Annotated in this window: 15 protein-coding genes and 1 tRNA gene; 8 read left to right on the forward strand and 8 right to left on the reverse strand. The window is 41.6% G+C overall.

Features of this window, described 5'->3' with window-relative positions; genetic code table 11:
• Positions 1 to 67: 67 nt before the first annotated feature.
• Positions 68 to 547 carry a glutathione peroxidase gene (locus GFB48_RS04475; RefSeq protein ID WP_163931737.1) on the forward strand — a complete coding sequence of 160 codons (480 nt, stop codon included), beginning with the start codon at positions 68 to 70 and terminating at the stop codon, positions 545 to 547.
• Positions 548 to 579: 32 nt separating this feature from the next.
• Here the strand turns inward: GFB48_RS04475 and GFB48_RS04480 are convergent, their stop codons facing one another.
• The 4 genes from GFB48_RS04480 to GFB48_RS04495 all read right to left on the reverse strand — a co-directional run bounded on the left by GFB48_RS04480 (position 580) and on the right by GFB48_RS04495 (position 5737).
• The gene (locus GFB48_RS04480; RefSeq protein ID WP_163931959.1) at positions 580 to 1086 is read right to left on the reverse strand and encodes a TIGR00645 family protein; all 507 of its coding nucleotides are present in this window, start codon (positions 1084 to 1086) and stop codon (positions 580 to 582) included.
• Positions 1087 to 1177: 91 nt separating this feature from the next.
• A complete protein-coding gene (locus GFB48_RS04485) occupies positions 1178 to 2653 on the reverse strand; it encodes a Ppx/GppA phosphatase family protein (protein ID WP_163931740.1) in 1476 nt (491 codons plus the stop codon).
• Complete coding sequence (gene ppk1, locus GFB48_RS04490) at positions 2650 to 4737, reverse strand: polyphosphate kinase 1 (protein ID WP_163931743.1); 2088 nt, start codon at positions 4735 to 4737, stop codon at positions 2650 to 2652. Before ppk1 ends, GFB48_RS04485 begins: the two co-directional genes overlap by 4 nt.
• Positions 4738 to 4789: 52 nt before the next feature.
• A complete protein-coding gene (locus GFB48_RS04495; RefSeq protein WP_163931746.1) occupies positions 4790 to 5737 on the reverse strand; it encodes a D-2-hydroxyacid dehydrogenase in 948 nt (315 codons plus the stop codon).
• 234 nt (positions 5738 to 5971) lie between these two features.
• Between GFB48_RS04495 and GFB48_RS04500 the strand changes: the two genes are divergently transcribed.
• Positions 5972 to 6313, forward strand: coding sequence for a DUF413 domain-containing protein (locus GFB48_RS04500; protein WP_163931749.1), 342 nt, complete (start codon positions 5972 to 5974; stop codon positions 6311 to 6313).
• A 49-nt stretch (positions 6314 to 6362) separates the two neighbouring features.
• On the opposite strand, the gene fadJ is transcribed toward GFB48_RS04500, so the two are convergent.
• Positions 6363 to 8453, reverse strand: coding sequence for a fatty acid oxidation complex subunit alpha FadJ (gene fadJ / locus GFB48_RS04505; protein WP_163931752.1), 2091 nt, complete (start codon positions 8451 to 8453; stop codon positions 6363 to 6365).
• Positions 8454 to 8460: 7 nt separating this feature from the next.
• On the reverse strand, positions 8461 to 9750 hold the full coding sequence (fadI, locus tag GFB48_RS04510; RefSeq protein WP_240464826.1) for an acetyl-CoA C-acyltransferase FadI: 1290 nt from the start codon (positions 9748 to 9750) through the stop codon (positions 8461 to 8463).
• Between the two features lie 189 nt (positions 9751 to 9939).
• Between fadI and GFB48_RS04515 the strand changes: the two genes are divergently transcribed.
• Genes GFB48_RS04515 through GFB48_RS04540 form a run of 6 tightly spaced genes read left to right on the forward strand, consistent with a single transcriptional unit; the run spans position 9940 to position 16728 of the window.
• Positions 9940 to 10896 carry a MoxR family ATPase gene (locus GFB48_RS04515; RefSeq protein ID WP_163931757.1) on the forward strand — a complete coding sequence of 319 codons (957 nt, stop codon included), beginning with the start codon at positions 9940 to 9942 and terminating at the stop codon, positions 10894 to 10896.
• Between the two features lie 3 nt (positions 10897 to 10899).
• Positions 10900 to 11817, forward strand: coding sequence for a DUF58 domain-containing protein (locus GFB48_RS04520; protein WP_163931760.1), 918 nt, complete (start codon positions 10900 to 10902; stop codon positions 11815 to 11817).
• Positions 11814 to 12275, forward strand: a complete 462-nt coding sequence (locus GFB48_RS04525) for a DUF4381 domain-containing protein (RefSeq protein ID WP_163931763.1) — start codon at positions 11814 to 11816, stop codon at positions 12273 to 12275. The genes GFB48_RS04520 and GFB48_RS04525 overlap by 4 nt, the downstream gene beginning before the upstream one ends.
• Positions 12276 to 13238: a VWA domain-containing protein gene (locus GFB48_RS04530; protein ID WP_163931765.1), complete on the forward strand. Its 963-nt coding sequence runs from the start codon at positions 12276 to 12278 to the stop codon at positions 13236 to 13238.
• 2 nt (positions 13239 to 13240) lie between these two features.
• Positions 13241 to 15118 carry a VWA domain-containing protein gene (locus GFB48_RS04535; protein ID WP_163931768.1) on the forward strand — a complete coding sequence of 626 codons (1878 nt, stop codon included), beginning with the start codon at positions 13241 to 13243 and terminating at the stop codon, positions 15116 to 15118.
• The gene (locus GFB48_RS04540) at positions 15112 to 16728 is read left to right on the forward strand and encodes a BatD family protein (protein WP_163931771.1); all 1617 of its coding nucleotides are present in this window, start codon (positions 15112 to 15114) and stop codon (positions 16726 to 16728) included. The genes GFB48_RS04535 and GFB48_RS04540 overlap by 7 nt, the downstream gene beginning before the upstream one ends.
• A gap of 336 nt (positions 16729 to 17064) precedes the next feature.
• Here the strand turns inward: GFB48_RS04540 and GFB48_RS04545 are convergent.
• Positions 17065 to 17155, reverse strand: a tRNA-Ser gene (locus GFB48_RS04545).
• Positions 17156 to 17302: 147 nt separating this feature from the next.
• A complete protein-coding gene (locus GFB48_RS04550) occupies positions 17303 to 18514 on the reverse strand; it encodes a methyltransferase (RefSeq protein ID WP_163931773.1) in 1212 nt (403 codons plus the stop codon).
• Between the last annotated feature and the right edge of the window lie 363 nt (positions 18515 to 18877).

The raw sequence follows: 18877 nt of genomic DNA on the forward strand, positions 1-18877 counted from the left end.
TTATAACTTAAACTTTAGACAAACTTATGTAAAATGAACAGTGCAACTTTGTTAATAAGGAAGATCCATGAGTGTGTATCACTATTCGGTAAAAGATGCTTCTGGTAATGATTTACCATTAAATCAATTTGAAGGGAAAGTATTGCTGATTGTTAATACCGCCTCTAAGTGCGGTTTTACTCCACAATACAAAGGTTTAGAAGCCTTACACAGAAAATATCAGGATAAGGGACTGGTGGTACTTGGCTTTCCTTGTAATCAATTTGGTGAACAAGAACCAGGTGATATGGAAGAAATAACCAAATTTTGCACACTTAACTACGATGTTAGCTTTCCATTAATGAGTAAAGTGAATGTAAAAGGCGATAATATTGAACCATTATTTCAGTATCTTATTGATACCAAAAAAGGCGTCTTCGGTAAAAATATCAAGTGGAATTTCACAAAGTTTATTGTAGATAAAACAGGCAAGCCTATTCAACGTTTTTCACCGACAACATCCCCTGCTGACTTAGAAGTTCATATATCAGAAGCACTAAGTGCTTAATAAAAAGGCTGAGTTAGAACTCAGCCTTTTGCTTATGGTTTATGTGTACTTTTGGTCATGCTATCTAGATAACCCATTATAAAAGCGGATGCAACAAAGGTAAGGTGCAACAACACATACAAGTAAATCTTTGTCCCATCACCTTCGAAATTACTTGGGTCCATAAAAATTTTAAGAAGATGGATGGATGATATCGCTACAATTGCCGCAGCCACTTTATTCTTTAAGCTGGTGGCATCCATTTTTCCTAACCAAGATAGTTTTGCCTCTTCATTATCCACATCTAACTCAGACACAAAATTTTCGTAACCCGAGAACATAACCATCACTAATAGGCCACCGACTAGAGCAATATCGATAAGCGAGAGTGTTAGTAGTATTAAATCTGACTCTTTGATATCCCAAATATTGGGAATAGCATGTAGCATTTCTTGGAAGAATTTAACAGCCAACAGCATAATGGCAATTGATAATCCAAGATAAATCGGCGCTAACAGCCAGCGGGTGGCGTACATAAGTCTTTCTATCGTTCTTTCCATAAAATCCATAATTAAAAAATTTTCCTAATTATTAATATTTATCTTCCGATGTCTACTTTAGCAGTCTACTGTCACTTCTGACTGCTGCAACTTAAATCAATTTGATGGCAATTGCTAAAGATTTTAACTTTTTTGTTTCATTCGCTAAATCCTGGTATAGCAACCTATTATTCTCCTTTACTAAATTTATGGTGATGGTTTTGCTGGAGGTTGCGGTAACTAGGTCGGCTAAATGTTGTACCTGTTTGCGACCCAAATTAAAAATGACAGCAAGGCGTAAAATGGTCACTAAGGGAACTAAGGTATTATATTGTGTAGTAGAAAATTGCTTCCAAAGCGCATCATCTATTTTCTTCCTATGGTGGCCTACAAGTTCTGCCAAAAGCATTTGTTGCTCTGCAGAAATACCTGATAAGTGACTATTTTTTATAATATAAGCGCCATGTTTATGATGGGATTTGGCGCTGATATGTATGCCTATTTCATGCAATAATGATGCTTGCTGTAGTAATAACCTATGCTCTGCTGTCAAATGCCAACTCTGCTTAACTCTATCAAATATGGCCAGTGCAGTCTGAGTGACTTTAGCACTGTGGCTACGATCAATATGATAAAGCTTTATCAAGTTCTCAATGGTGTTGGTTTGTACTTCAGGGAAGCCTTCTATGTTAGCCATCTCATACAACACCCCTTCCCTTAAAGCACCTGCAGCATAGCTAATATTACGCACTCCTAACCTTTGGCTAAATGCAATCAAGATGGCTAATCCTGCGGCTAAAACCTGATTACGATTGGCGTCAACCCCTTCAAAATTCAATTTATCACAATGCCCTAGCTCTATGCATTGTTGCTTTAAGTGCTGTAATTGATGCAAACTGATTGGGTGTTCAGTGTTGCCATTGATAATATTAACAATGGCTTTAGCGGTACCTGAACTTGCTACCACATTGTGCCAATGCTCATTAAAGTAATGATGAGGTAAATTTTTAAATAAGCGATCTGCGGCATCAATGGCTTTGGCAAAGCTTTTGGGGGTTAACTTACCGTCATTAAAATACTTTTTAGTAAAACTCACACAGCCACACCGTAAGCTCTGAAGCTGCTGAGGGTGTTTATCTTCAGCAACGATTACTTCAGTTGATCCCCCGCCTATATCAAGTGCAATCGCATCGCCATGAATATCTTGACTCACGCATATCCCTTGATATATCAGTCGGGCCTCTTCTGTACCTGAAAGGATCTCTATTGGGTATGGTATGACTTTCAAAGCCGCCTGCAGGAATTGTTTGCTATTGATCGCGACCCGTAAAGTGTGGGTTGCCACAATTTTCACATTAGATACATTAAGCTGATTAAAACGAGTATTAAAATCAGCTAAGCAATTAAGTCCACGATTGAATGCCTTATGCTCTAAATAATTGTTGTTATTTAAACCTTGCGCCAGTTGTACTGCTTGCTTCTCTTTATGGAGGATCTGCAACTGACCATCCTGCAAACGGGCAATGACTAAATGAAAGCTATTTGAGCCAATGTCGATGACGACAAACTGTTGTTGCGGGTTTATCATTTTAGCTCAACCTGTTGTACAAGCTGCTGTTGACACTGACTGATGTATTGATAAGTTTGCCACTGTGCCCTTTGATAGCTTGTTTGCTCTGGAGTATAAACATAAGCGTTATTTTGTTCGGGATTTAATATTCTGGCTTTAAAATCATCTTGTAACTGTATGGTTAAATAGTCCTTAACTGCTGATTTCAACCTTTGATCCAATATTGGCACCATGACTTCTACCCGATCTTCGATATTGCGAGTCATCCAGTCTGCCGAGCCTATGAAAATGCGATTATTACCATTAGCATAAAAGTGCATAATTCTTGCATGCTCTAGGTATCGGTCGATAATAGAGATGACTCTGATGTTATCACTCAGTCCTTTAACCCCAGGGATTAAACAACATACCCCTCTGATCACTAGGTCAATTTTGACCCCCACCTTAGAAGCATCATACAAACGTTCAATTAATTGCTTATCTTGTAAGTTGTTGAGTTTTAATTTGATAAAGGCCTTGTTAGAAAATTGCGCAGCCTTTATTTCAGCATCTATTAGTTCAAGCAATTTATTTCTTGAGTCGTATGGAGAGACGATGAGGTGATTAAAATTGTCTTTGGTGTAAGGTTTTTTGATTAAGTTAAAGACTTGTTTTACTTCTTCGGCGATTTCTTGGTTCACAGTAAATAGGCCGATATCAGTGTAAATTTTAGAGGTACTTTCATTGAAATTGCCCGTCCCTACATAGGCATATTTGACCAACTTGTCCTGCTCTTTTCTACTTATAAGGCACAATTTTGAATGTATTTTCAGGCTGGGTATTCCATGATGAACTTTCACTCCCGCTTCAGAGAGTTGACGCGACCATTCAATATTAGAGTTTTCATCGAATCTGGCCCGCAGCTCAATAATTGCAGTGACCTTTTTCCCATTATTAATAGCATCAATTAATGACTTTATAACAAGGCTATTGGGGGCGATCCTATATAGGGAAATCTTAATATGAGTAACCTTAGGATCAATGGCAGCTTGTCGTAACCACTCTAAAAAGTAGTCAAATTTTTGATACGGGTAATACAGTAATATGTCCTGTTTAAATATGGCATCAAAAACGTTATCCGCTTGTTCAAATTCATAACTTGGTAATGGCTGCCAACTGGGATTGCGCAACGACTTATGGTTTAAATCCGGGAAATTAAGATAATCCAAAAAGTTATGGTAGCTACCCGTACCTATCAAAAACTCAGTAGAACTGATTTTCATTAATTCGGTTAAACGATTCAGCATATGCTCTGGCATCTGCTTGTCATAAACCAACCTTACGGGCTGGGCACTTAAACGTTTCTTTAAGCCTTTAGTCATTTTTTCAAGTTCGGTGCTTTCAATTTCATCGGTGATATCAAAATCTGCGTCTCGGGTCAGTTTCATCGAATAGATATCGATATCATCATAGCTAAAAAAAGGCTCGAATAACGTCTCTATATTATGCCGAATGATATCATCCAGTAAAATTAGACTGTCACTAGATTGATTGAAATTAGGAAGTTTACAAAATCGTTTAAGCCTTTCACTGGGCACTTCTAGCAAAGCATATTGCCGCTGAGATTGCCTATACATACAAATAACAAGGTATGTAACATCACTCTTTAATGCTTTAGTCTGATCGACGCTTGTTGTTAAAATAATAGGGGATAAAAAGGGCAATATTTCTTGCTTAAAATATGCTTTTAACCAAGTAGATTGTTCAAAAGTAAGTTGTGCTTCATTAATAAAGGTTATGCCGTTAGCTGCCAACAATTCAATAAGTTCACCATGAACCCTTTCGAACTGCTGCTGCAGAGCTACGACTTTATTTTGAATTTTTGTCATTAAATGACGAGGATGATTGCCATAATCATCGAGTGAGGAAAGCAACATATTACGCCTTACTGCTGCGACCCTCACTCGAAAAAATTCATCCAAATTAGATGAGAAAATTCCTAAAAAATGCATCCTTTCAACTAACGGCACGCGAGTATCTTGTGCTTCTTGAAGCACCCTCTCATTAAAAGATAACCATGAAAGCTCTTTATCGATAAAATGCCGTTCTGAATATTTAAGCATTCCCAAAGTCCATTAACTTACCTAATTAGCTGAATTATAGTAAAAATATCTTTTAGTTAACGACATTTCGACGTTGATCTTGGTAAAAAGCCTGAATATTCTCAGCGATCTCATTAACTAATGTTTGTCTCGCTTCGATACTCGCCCAAGCCGTATGCGGCGTAACAATTAAGTTAACTGGTGTTGATGTCATAAAGTCATCAGATCTAGGCGGCTCAGTGACTAACACATCGGTCGCAGCGCCAGCAATTAAACCTTGTTGCAACGCTGTCACGAGATCTTGTTCATTGATGATCCCTCCCCTAGCGGTGTTAATGATGAAAGCCTGCTTTTTCATTAAACGAAATTCGTTCATGCTAAAAAGATTTGCCGTTTCTGGGGTTAAAGGGCAATGTATTGAAATCACATCAGCCTTTTCAATGGCTTCATTGAATGCAATACGGCCCTCCCTTACGGCACTAGTGCCTTTTCGTTCAGCGATTAATATTTTCATCCCCAGTGCTAACGCAGCTTGCTGTAATTTGGCACTGATTGCACCAGGACCCACAATAGCAAGGGTTTTTCCCTGTAATTCAAAAATAGGATAATCAAGCATACAAAACATATTGGCTTGAGCCCAACGTCCTTGCTTAACCGCCTGATCGTATTTATGGGCATTAGTCGCTAGCATCAACATTAAGGTCAGAGCATGTTGAGCCACGGTATTGGAACCATAACCACTGACATTCGCAACCGTTATCCCTAACTCTCTTGCACCAATTAAATCAATATTGTTGGTTCCAGTTGCTGCAACACAGATCAACTTAATTTGTGTCTGAGCCAATTGCTGTTTACTAAGTTTGACCTTATTGGTAATCACAATTTCAGCGTTGCCAATATGCTCAAGTAGTTGCTGCTCATTGGTACTTGGATATTGCTTTAACTCATCGCACTGTTGTTTAATTAACTCGATATCAATGCCATCACCCAAGGTGGCATAATCTAAAATGACCGCTTTCATTATTTTTCCATTTTTTATTGAGTGTCGGTGGTGATTTTTTTGCTGGTGTTATAACCATAGCAACTAACAACGTTGCTGATAACAAAGCATTTAGCTGAACGGTTTATGTGGCTGGTCAATTCAACCATGACCCATCTCACAAGTTTACCAAAAAAAATTCTTCTCTAGGATTCCAAAATCAAAAAGAAAGTCTATTTTTAATTTAGCACTACTATTGTCTAGGAGCACGCAAACATGACAAGCATACGCCAAGGTCAAAGACGTTTCTTTGACAACAAAAATTTTGCTAAGGGATTTAGTAAAAGCGGGGATTTTACTTTGACAGAAAGTAAATTGCTGGAACAGTACGGAGACACGTTAAAAGGCTTACAAGATGGTAAAATGATCCCTGAAAATGAAGACGAAATCCATTTTGTTCAGTCCACACGCAATCCCCAAATCGCAAACTGCAAAATTGAAACGACTTGGAACAAGTACGTCAAATTAACCAACACCCATAAAACCAGTTATGGATTAAATTCTAACCCTATAATAGACAATGACGATTTTGATGAAGATATTTTGGACTTAGACTAATTTTTATTAGCAGCCAAGTTATCCAAACTTGGCTGCTAATATACACTACTTACGAATAAAATTTGGCTTGGCTTTTCGCCATCTCAAGCAATAGTTGACAAGGCTCAAAACGATCACCGTGTAACTGTTGATAACCCTTAAGCTTGGCAACAATGGTTTGCACACCCACTTTGTCCATGTGCCAGAAAGGACCACCTAAAAACGGTGGGAAACCAATGCCGAAGATAGCACCAATGTCACCATCACGTGGGCTGGCAATCACCTCTTCTTCTAAACAACGCGCTGCTTCATTAAGCATTTGCATCAATAGACGATCGCTGATGTCCGTTTGCATTGGTTTAGTGGCAACACCAAGCCCTGCAGCAGCATAAACACTATCATCAACTTGGTTTTTACGCTTCTTATCAAAGTAATAGAAACCACGATTGTTCTTCTTACCCTTACGGTCGTCCGCAATCAGCTTTTCCATTAATGGCGTTGGCGTAAAGCGGTGGCCTAGGTTTTCAATTAAAATGGGCGTAATGTGGGCGCCAATATCTAAACCTACCTGATCCAATAACTTAAATGGCCCTAGTGGGAAACCAAAGTTAGCCATCTCATTATCAATTTTATCAATGGGCTGCCCCTCACTAATGGCAAATGCCGCTTCGTTAATGTATAAGCCAAGGATACGGTTTACATAAAAGCCGGCTTTGTCCTTAACTAGGATTGGGGTTTTACCTTGGGCCTTGGCTAGTGCCATCGTTTTATTAATGGTCTCGGCGCTAGTGCCTTCATGGGGGATCACTTCTGCCAAAGGCATTTTTTCTACCGGTGAGAAATAGTGAAGACCAATGACCTTATCTGGACGAATGGCATTTTGCGCGATTTGACTAATTGGTATTGAGGATGTGTTAGAAGCAAAAATAAGCTCATCACTGGCTTTAGCTTCAATCTCAGCTAATACCTGCTGTTTGATCTCTAACTTTTCAAATACCGCTTCAATGGCAAACTCAGCTTTACCGATCCCATCATAGCTGGTAGAGGTGGTGACCTGATTTAGCGCCTGCTTAAGTTGATTCTGAGTAATAATACGGCGCTTAACACGCTTGTTAAGAATAGGCTCTAGATACTGGTAGACAGCCGCAAGTGAAGTTTCGGCGATGTCTTTTACACGGACACTGGCTTTGGCTTTAAGGCTAGAGACTGCACTAATACCGCCGCCCATTAAACCACCACCAATGACCCAAAGGTTTTCTACTTTGCCTTCAACTTGGTATTCTTTTTTCATTTCAGTGGTGGCAAAGAACAACTGACGTAAGGACGCGGATTCATTGGAAACCACTAATTTGGCAAACTGTCTTGCTTCAAAATCATACCCCTTAGCACCGCCAAGTTTTGCCACACAAGCAATAATGGCAATGGGTGCAGGGTAATTCCCCTTAGTTTGCGACAGCACTTTTTCAGTCGCTTTCTTAAGTACAAAGGCTTTAAGTGGTGCCACGCTTGCCATTAGACGTACCGCTAAAGGTAACTTAAATGGTTTTAGCTTGTGCTGTTTAAGTGCGATTTTTTCGGCAACATCATTTAATACTGCCACTGGTGCCACTTCATCTACTAAGCCCATTTTTAAGGCTTTTTTAGCGCGAATTTGTTTGCCTGTTAGCATCATATCTAAGGCATTCGGGATCCCGACTAATTTAGGTAAGCGCTGGGTACCACCGCCACCAGGTAATAGCCCTAACTGCACTTCAGGAACACCTAGTACGCACTTTGGCGTATCCGCAGCAACACGGTGGTCACAGGCTAAAGCCAGCTCTAACCCGCCCCCAAGGCACATGCCATTGACCGCAGCTACCGTTGGGAATGGTAATGCAGCAAGGGCGTCAAACAATTGGTGACCAGCCTTAGACACTTCATAGGCTTCGGTCTCGGTTTGACAGGCTGCTAACATATTAATGTCAGCACCAACAATAAAGCTGTCTTTTTTACCAGAAGCAATGACTAGGCCTTTAATGTTGCTGTCATTTTGAATTTGCTCAATGATTTGAGTCACTTCTTCGGAGAACGCCGTTTTTAGGGTGTTAACCGATTCAGATTGATCGTTAATGGTTAAAAAGGCACAACCATTGTCTTTTACTTGTAAGTTGAAGATATTCATATCCCTATTACTCCACTTCTACGACTACGGCGGCACCTAAACCACCGGCGGCACAGGCTGTGGTTAATCCTAAACCACCACCACGGCGTTTCAATTCATTGCATAACTGAGTGATCAAACGAGTACCCGTTGCGGCAAAAGGATGGCCATAGGCAATCGAGCCCCCCATCACGTTAAACTTGGTCATATCAATCTCACCAATGGCGCTGGCAAGACCAAGTTTGTCTTGGGCGAACTTGTCTGAGGCAAACATTTTAACGTTGGCTAATGCTTGAGCCGCAAAGGCTTCGTGCATCTCAATTAAATCCATATCTGCTAAGGTGCAGCCAGCTTGTGCCAGTGCTTTCGGGGTGGCGTATGATGGCCCCATTAGCATATCTTCCCAAACATCAATGGCGGAGAAGGCATAACTTTTAAGGTAACCAATTGGCTCGTAACCTAGCGCTTTAGCCCGCTCTTCACTCATAAGCAGGACTGCTGAGGCGCCATCGGTTAATGGTGTTGAGTTAGCGGCAGTAACTGAACCAAATTTGCGATCGAAGGCTGGGCGTAACTTAGCGTAGCTCTCTACGGATGAATTGCCGCGAATATTATTATCACGGGCAAATACTTCTTTGTAGGGCGATAAATGACAGTTCATTACTTCATTGGCCAACTTCCCTTGTTCCCAAGCTTGGTGAGCTAAGGTATGACTGCGGTGGGCTAACGCATCTTGATCGGCACGGCTGATGCCATGGGTTTTAGCCATTTGCTCAGCGGTTTGCCCCATCGACAGGCCAGTTGAGTATTCTGCTACCGCAGGCGGCACTGGCGCTAAGTCTTTAAGTTTTAACTGCTTTAGTAATGCCCACTTTTGCGAAAAGGTTTTCGCTTTAGTTAAACGAACCAGGGTTTTACCCAGTTTATCGGAGGTAGTAATTGGCACAATCGAGCTACTGTCAGCACCGCCTGCCACGCCTATATGGCAATCACCTAGACGAATACGGTCAGCGATGTTGGCCACCGCCTGAAAACTGGTGGCACAGGCACGGCTCACGCTATAAGCATCGGTATGAACATTCATTTGGGTGGCCAGTACGATTTCACGGGCAATATTGGGCGCATTAGGCAATGTTGCCACTTGGCCATAGACCAATTGTTCAATTTCTTTTGGGTTTAAATTGGTGCGAGCCAGCATTTCATTGACGACCATGGCGCCCATATCAACGGAGCTGGTATCTTTAAATGCCGTAACCTGTTTGGCGAAAGGGGTTCTAAGGCCAGTAACAATGGCCACTCTTGATTGTTTTTGTGTCATTTTATTATCCATAATCAATACCACATACTTACTTCAACAGGTCAGACCAGAAAAATCAACAATTATCTAACAAATATCCCAAAAAAATTAGGAACTTTCCTCATTTTCATGGGTCTATGGGCTAGCTAATTGCGTTAAAAATTTTTAGTATTAGTTTTCAACCTAGATAAGAACAATAAAGTAGTGAACATGCCTTTATCTCAATTCAAAGCTCTTCATAGTTATTTAGATCAAATGATCATTGGCCAGCCACAATTAACCCAAGCCCTGTTAATAGCCATGATTGCCGATGGTCACTTATTAGTAGAAGGTCCTCCTGGCCTTGCAAAAACCCGTGCAATTAATGCCCTTGCCAATGGTATTGATGGGAATTTTCAACGAATTCAATTTACTCCAGATTTATTACCGGCTGATTTAACCGGCTCTGATATTTACCGTAACGAAACCGGTCAATTTAGCTTTGAGCCAGGTCCGCTGTTTCATAACCTTATATTAGCCGATGAAATTAACCGAGCCCCAGCCAAGGTGCAGTCAGCTCTATTAGAAGCGATGGCTGAAGGTCAAGTAACCGTAGGTAAGCAAAGTTATAAGCTGGATGACTTATTCCTAGTAATGGCGACCCAAAACCCATTAGAGAACGAAGGCACCTACCCACTACCAGAAGCTCAGCTAGACCGTTTTTTAATGCATCTATCACTGGATTACCCAAGTGCTGAAACAGAGCTACAAATTCTACGCTTGGCTAGAAATGAAGACTTAAAGCAACAAACCGCAACGGTTGAGGCTATTTCCCAAGAGCAAGTCTTTAGCGCCCGTAAACAGGCACTAGAGCTTTACCTAGCGCCATCCTTAGAGGGCTATATTGTTGATTTAATTAATGCTACCCGTCAGCCACAAAAATATTGTGATGAATTGGCCAGTTACCTTGAGTGTGGTGTGTCGCCCCGTGCCACATTAGCCCTTGAGCGTTGTGCCCGTGCTCGCGCTTGGTTAAATGGCCAAGACTTCGTGTCCCCAGAAGACATTCAAGCGGTATTACCTGACGTACTTCGTCATCGTTTGATCACTACTTATCACAGTGAAGCCGAAGGGGTTTCTAAAGAAGCCATTATCAACAAAATCCTATCTTTAGTAGCAGTACCTTAACCTATGGAAAATCAAGCGTTACCCCGTCATAGTGACGGGATTAACCTATGTGAGCAGGAATTGTTGGCCAATATGCAACTGGCTAACTTGCTCGAACCGCCAAAGACCAAAGTAAAGTCAGCCCGTGCCGGTTTATTTAATACCAAAATTAAAGGCCGAGGCATGGAGTTTGCCGAGCTTAGACAATACCAAGCCGGTGATGACGTACGTTCGATTGATTGGAAAGTAACTGCCCGTACTGGCAGAGCCCATACCAAGTTGTTCTCTGAAGAGCGCGAGCGCCCAGTGCTTTTATTTTGTGATTTGGGTTTAAGCAGTCGCTTTGGCAGTGCCCTAATGCTGCAATCGGTACAGATTGCCCATATTGCCAGCACCCTCGCCGCCCAAGCCATTAAAGCTGGCGACAGAGTAGGTGCGGTGATTTCTAGTGAACATAGCCACAAGGAATATAAACCCAGATCAAGACGTTCAGGTTTACTCGGCGTAGTGAGGGGCTTATTAGATGTGCACAACCACGGCAGTAATAAACTGGATAGTCAATACTTTGATCATGCGCTTGCAAGGCTGCAGCAATTGGCAAAACCAGGTTCTCTAATTTGGTTGCTCAGTGACGGCAGTAAATTCAACGCTAGCCACCAGCAGGTGCTGCGTAATATTAGTCAGCACTGTCAGGTGTTTATTATTTCGGTGACGGATCCTATCCGTGATGGCACCGTAGCCTTGCCTACTAATATTGCCCTGCCCGTATTTGATGGTCAGCAGCAACGTATTCTTGATTACAAAGAATATCAAATTTGGCTTGCCAAACAGCAGCAAAGTTTGGCTGAAGCCGATAATCTTGCCCGCTTTTTAAACACCAGACACATTAAATTGTCAGCCGGCACCGCCTTAGCCAAGCAACTTGGAGGGCCTTTGGTATGAACCCATTAGATCAAATGGCCGCCAATACCCCCCCCCCATCAATGGTAACGTGGTGGCAATTTAGCCCACTGTTTTATGCGCTGCTTATAACAATTGTCAGCTTGTTTGTAGTTGCGATTGTTTTATGGAACAAACATAAAACCTACCATTTTCGTAAGCGAGTGATCATTACCGAATTGAATAAACTCGATACCAATAAAGACATTCGTGAAGATTGTAATCGCTTAGTCAAGCTCAGTGCCATGCATTATCTAGGTAGAAGTCAATGTGCTCAATTATCGGGTAACGACTGGTTAGCATTTTTAGCCAAATACACTGACGCAACGAAAGATGAGTTGGCTTGGTTTAATCACTACCAATTGCAAAGTTTAACGGCAGAACAAAACCAGCAACTTATTGGTATTTCAACGGCACTAACCAGTTCATTTGCCCGTGCTGGTCGCAAGGAGCCCTGCTAAATGTTTCAACTTGAATGGTGGTGGCTATTATTTTGTCTACCACTGCCGCTTTTATTAAAACCCAAACGCTCAGCAGAACTCGGGGCGGCGTTGACGCTACCCGGCATAGGCCAACAGCAACAGAGTTTACAGTCTAAGTCGATTGCTAAACATCCTATCTTGCTATGGCTGACTTGGATTTGCCTCGTCGTTGCCGCCAGTCGCCCTGTTTACCATGGCGACCCTATCGAAATAGCACCTGAATCCCGCGAGTTAATGATGGCGGTTGACTTATCTGGCTCAATGGAAATGGAAGACATGAGTTTCAATGGTCGTGTGGTTAATCGCTTTGAAATGTTACAAACCCTGATGACAGAGTTTATTGAGCAACGTCTTGGTGACTCCCTGGGTTTGATCCTGTTTGCCGATGATGCCTATTTACAAGCACCTCTTACTCGAGATTTAGCCACAGTCTCTACCTTTTTAAATGAGGCTCAAATTGGTCTTGTTGGCAAAAGTACTGCCATAGGCCAAGCCATTGCCCTTGGAGTAAAACGCTTTAGCTATAAACCGGATTCTAATAAGGTGTTATTACTGATCACCGATGGTGCCAACACAGCGGGCAACATTACCCCGATGGAAGCTGCCAAGTTAGCAAAAGCCGCCGGCGTAAAAATATATGCCATTGGTATTGGTGCCGATATGATTGAACAACGTAGTATTTTTGGCAGCCGTATGATCCCAGCATCTTCAGATTTAGATGAAGCATCACTAAAGCAATTAACTCAGTTAACCGATGGTCAATATTTTAGAGCTAAGTCTGCTGCTGATCTACAAGCTATTTACGACAACATTAATCTACTTGAACCAGTAGAATCTAATGTGGTGAGTTATCGACCTAAAACCGAATATTACTATTGGCCATTGGCGGGCAGTTTGCTGATGTTGTGTTTATTAGTGTTATGGCAATCAAGGAGGAAATAATAATGCATTTTATTCGTCCTGAAGCCTTTTATTTATTATTGCTGGTGCCGTTATTAGCGTTGCTGTTTAAACGTAACAAAACCAGTTCTAGCTGGGATAAATGGTTATCACCACACTTAAGCAAGCATTTGCTTGGCGCCAGTGCACAAACCCGGTCTAACCCTTGGCCATTGGTCCTGTTAAGCACAATTGTGATAATTTCTTTAACTGGCCCAAGCTTAGAAAAAGTGAAAGTGCCAGTGATGGCCAATGAGCGTGCACGAGTGGTGGTGATGGATATGTCTTTGTCTATGTATGCTACCGATCTTGCCCCTAACCGCTTAACTCTGGCTAAGTACAAAATTAAAGATCTGATCAAACAATTAGATAACGCTAAAACTGGTTTAGTGGCTTATGCCGGTGATGCTTTTGTGTTGTCGCCGCTAACTCAAGACAAAGCAACCCTGACTAATTTAATCGACCCACTGAGTCCTGAATTAATGCCGGTATTAGGATCTGATCCTATCCGTGCAATTGAGCAAAGCTTGGAATTATTGAACAACGCTGGCCAACAAAGTGGCGACATTATTATGGTTACCGATGGTATTGATTCTGTTGATTTGGCAGACATAGTGGCCTTAGTAGGCAATAAATATCAGCTGCATTTAATGCTAGTAGGTACGCCAATTGGTGCGCCAATTAAGCTGCCAAGTGGTGAGCTATTAAAAGACCAAACGGGACAATTAGTGGTACCACAATTACAAATCAGCCAATATCGGCAGCTGCCTATAGGTTTTCCAGCCCCAATGCTATTGCAGGCGGATGACGATGACCTAAAACTTCTGCAACAGCGGCTAATTAATGAGACTGACTTAGTCAACAGCGATCATGACTTTGAACAATGGCAAGATTTAGGGGTGTATTTTATGCCTGTGTTATTGCTACTGCTGCTTATCAATTTTAAGCGTGGCTATTTAACCGCTATTGCCTTACCGTTATTGATGCTTTCTACACCAGAGTCCGCCTATGCCAGCTGGTGGCAATCTGATCAACAGCAAGCGGAAGCGGCTCATGCTTTGCAACAATATGATAAAAGCCTATCGCTCACTCAAGATAAAGCTTGGCAAGCAGCAAACCATTATCAACTCGGTAATTATGAACAGGCGTTGGCTTTGTATTCAGAATTAACTGGGATTGAGAATCAATTTAATAAGGCTAACAGTCAACTTAAATTGATGCAATTGCAGCCAGCCATTAATGAATATAAGCAGGTACTTAAGCAAAACCCTGAACACTCTAGGGCTAAGCAAAACCTTGCGATTGCTGAAGAGTTGCTGAAACAGCAAGATCAGCAAGATCAGCAAGATCAGCAAGATCAGCAAGATCAGCAAGATCAGCAAGATCAGCAAGATCAGCAAGATCAGGATAATAGTGACCAATCTGAACAACAACAGAACTCAGATCAATCAAATTCTAAAGATTCTGAACAAAATCAGCAATCTGAGCATTCAGATAACGACTCCCAAGCTGATCAAAATGATTCTGTAAATTCAGAGTCACAACAGCAACAAGATCAATCTCAGCAAGAAAATGAACAACAGTCTGACTCTGATGAGCAGACAAACGATGATAAACAAAATCAAGAGCAACAATCAGAACAACAGCAACAAGATTCACAACAACCACAGCAAAGCTCGGACGATGCAGAGCAACAACAAGCTGAGGCCCAAGCCGCTGAACAAAGTGATGAGCCTCAGGGGCCACAATTGCCTGCTCACATGCAAAAACAGCTCGATAGGATCAATGAAGATCCAAGCTTATTAATTCGAAATAAAATGCGCTTAGAATATCAAAAACGACAAAATAACAACACATTACAAAGGAATACAGAGATATGGTAAGAGCTTTATTTATTGCTGCTATCCTATGGATTACTGCTATTTCTCAAGCATATGCCGCACTACAAGCCACTGTAAGCGACAATCCAGTGTTGCTTGGGCAGCCTTTCACTTTGACTATTACCTCAGATGATAATGTTGATTCAGGGGATCTAGACTTAACTATATTAGAGAAAGACTTTATTGTTGGCCGTACCAACGTCAGACGTAGTACCCAAATTGTCAACTTTAGCACAACTAAAACCACCACCTGGCAAACCACCCTTATCGCCGATGAATTAGGCAGCATTACCATTCCTGCCTTAAAAGTGGGTAACCAGATGACCCAGCCCATTAACCTGCAAGTTACTAAAGATAAGCGTGATAATTCTAAAAAGTTAGCCTTTTTAGAGACCAGCGTCAGCCAAGATAGTGCTTATATTGGCCAAATCATTAATTATAAAGCTAAGCTGTTTTTGCGGGCGCAACTCAATGGTGGTTCGTTACAAACTGCCGAATCCGACCTTAAATTACAACAACTAGGGGAAGACAGCGATAACGTCACCAGCATTAATGGTGTTCGCTACCGAATTATTGAGCGTAACTGGGCGGTCACTCTTACCGAAGCAGGTCAAATTGAATTGCCACAGGTGGTATTCGATGGAACGATAGTACAAGGTAATCGTGGTTTTGGCTTTGCCGATACCAAAAGCATACGCGCCGTTAGTCCAAAAACCAACATTAAGGTGTTAGATAAGCCCAGTAGTTACCAAGGGGATTGGCTAGTAGCCGATATACTAGAACTGCAAGTAGAGCAAGGGTTCCCAACACAAGTGACTCAGGGAGAGCCTATCAGCTTAAAATACAACATTATCGCAGTAAATGCAGACAGTGAAGCGTTATCAACTCTGCCCCTAGCTTTACCGGATAGTTTTAGAAGTTACCCAGAATCACCAGAAGTTCAAACTAACCATCGGAATGGCAATGTGATTTCACAGCTTAGCCAAACCTACGCCATTATCGCGACTAAGCCAGGTACTTATGTCCTTCCAGAGGTCAAAATACCTTGGTTTAGCACTCAACAAGGCAAACAACAATGGTTAACGGTGCCTGCGCAAACCATTGAAGTGTTGGTGAATAATGACCAGCCACTGTTATTAACCCCTAATAATCAAACTGAAACCGTGCAAGTACAGCCAACAACGGAGACTAAACAAGTAGACAATTCTACATTATGGCCCTGGCAACTTGCCCTCGCCTTAATGACTGTTGCTTGGTTAATTACATTAGTTCTACTGGTTAAAAGGCCAAAAATACAGCAAGCGAGCAACACTGAACCAAATAAACTTGCCCAAAAGTATGATTTTAAAATGGCCTGCAAGCAAGATGACCTGAGTGCAATATTAACAAGTCTACCTTACTATTTAGATCAGCAGTTGGGGGGACAGTTAAGTCTGGCACAGCGCTGTAGAGAGTCAGATCCCCTCGCTAAATTAGTACAATCTTGGCAACAAGCCAAATACGGCCCTAAAGGGGGTAAACATATTCCAGGAAAACAAATTAAACTACAAGTTGATCAATGGCTTAAACAAGCTAAGCAGCTGCCTAAAAATGAATTTAAACTCAATCCTTAGACTGAGTACTAAACCCGCTCGATTGAGCGGGTTGTTTATATGTGGCAAAGAGATAGGGATTTGAACCCTCAGCATAAAGAGTTGCTATTAACCTAAGGTTAATAAAAAAGGCCAGCTATAAATGCTGGCCTTTGTTGATAGTGGCGGAGAAATAGGGATTTGAACCCTCAAGTTAAAGTGCGCTATTAACCTGAGCTTAAAACCAAAAAAACCCGCTCTATTGAGCGGGCTTTAATTTAGCGGAGAGATAGGGATTTGAACCCTCAAGGTAAAGGGCGCTATTAACCTGAGGTTAATACCAAAAAACCCGCTAACAAGTAGCGGGTTTCTCTTATGTGGCGGAGAGATAGGGATTTGAACCCTAGATAGGCTATTAACCTATGCCGGTTTTCAAGACCGGTGCTTTCAACCACTCAGCCATCTCTCCGAAGCGGCTTGAATAATAGAGGCAAACCCTTTCCCTGTAAACCATTAATTCACAAAAAATGGTTTGAATGCTTTATTAATCAACAAGTTGACCAATGAATATACATATTTCCATTTATTATTCATTTATTCCTATTCGACAGTAAGGCTAAGCTTTGTTTGCCTTAATCAATATATTACGTGGGGTTAAGCTTTCATCACAAAAGCTACCCAATTCTACTTGATAACCCTGCTCTTGCATGAAAAGCACTCTATCAAGAACTAACCAAAGTTCAATTAAATCCCTGAACAGGTGTTTAACTAAATCAATTTGCCTAATCAGAACTAACCTGTTTTTACCAGTAACAAAGTATTGTTGTGCATCAAACTTAGCGAGCTCAATTGACTTAACCTCAGCTACCCATAAGCAAAAATCCTTAAAGCTTGCATTTAACTGCTGCGGTTTGATGGTTGGGACTGGCATATAAGGCTGATTCGGGTATTGAGCTTTATACAAGGCATCAAACCCGAGTCGATAAGCCATCTTTTGGTCACGTTGACTTTGGGTCTTAGTCGATTCTAGCCTTTGTTTTTGCAGAGGTATTTGTAAATCTGCTTTTGCAAGCAGTAACCGACTATTTTTGGCAATGGCAGCAAGGGGCTGATAGCAATCAACATTGATTAAGTGATAGCAACAGGGCGAAACCACCACGGATTGTAACTGCTGCTGCGATGACTGTTTGAGTAATTCCACATGTAAATCTCCGCAAGCATGCAATGCCGCTGCCTGTTGTACTTGGCTAAATACATCTGAATCCGCATTAAAAGCGTCACCACAAATAAATTTTTGCGGTAATTGCCATAGATGAGCAAACTGCTCTCCTTGTTCACAAAGCGATGCTTGCCATTCTAAGGTGGTCACCTTGCGATTATTCACCTTGGCAAACAATCTGCCTAAATGCCCTTTCCCTCCACACCATTCCAGCGTATCTAATGAATCATCCAACTGCTGATTAAAGCGAACGATCTGCTGCCATTTAGGCCCCTTAATATGGGCTTGGAAATAGCTTTTATCTTCAAAATCAATATCTTCAGTGGCAGCTAATGGTTTCACTCTGAAGTCTAATAGCTGGCTTAACTGTTGGTGCAAGTGCTGGTCCATCTCAGCTTGTAATTCAGCTAAAAGGCACTCATTTAACCTATCTTGGTCATTATTAAGTTGATGGGTCTGCTCAAGAGTAAGTTCACTAAGCCAGCGACAGAACTGTGGATATTGCTCAAGCCAAGGTAAGCATTGATGATCAAAGCTACGTACCTGCCATAGCGGCTGTGTGTCTTCTAGCAACTGGTTCAATTGTTCAAAAAGTCGTTGGTAATTCATATAACAGACAGTAAAGAGGCAAGTTGAGTATTTTACGCCAGTTTGTAGGGTCTGTTAATCTTTCATGTTTAGTTTATGTATGAATTAAAGCTCAAGATCGCAAGGCACTCGAATGGAAGCATAGTTATTCTATGTAAAATGACAGTAACGCCGCTAGGTAACAGCGTTTGTTAGCCATTTGTACTGGGTTGGCGCTCATTGGTGGGAACAACCACAGGTCAATGACGCCGCCTTTGATAAAAGACTAACAAACTGCTGCTGAAATAAACTGCAAAGGTCAACAAAACCTAGTTCTGCCTAGCCGCTGTTAATTTGCTCGGTTAACTAACGCTTGTAGCCCTAAACTCTTGCCTTAGCTTGGCA

The organism is Paraferrimonas sp. SM1919 (assembly GCF_010993985.1).
Taxonomy (GTDB): Bacteria; Pseudomonadota; Gammaproteobacteria; order Enterobacterales; family Shewanellaceae; genus SM1919.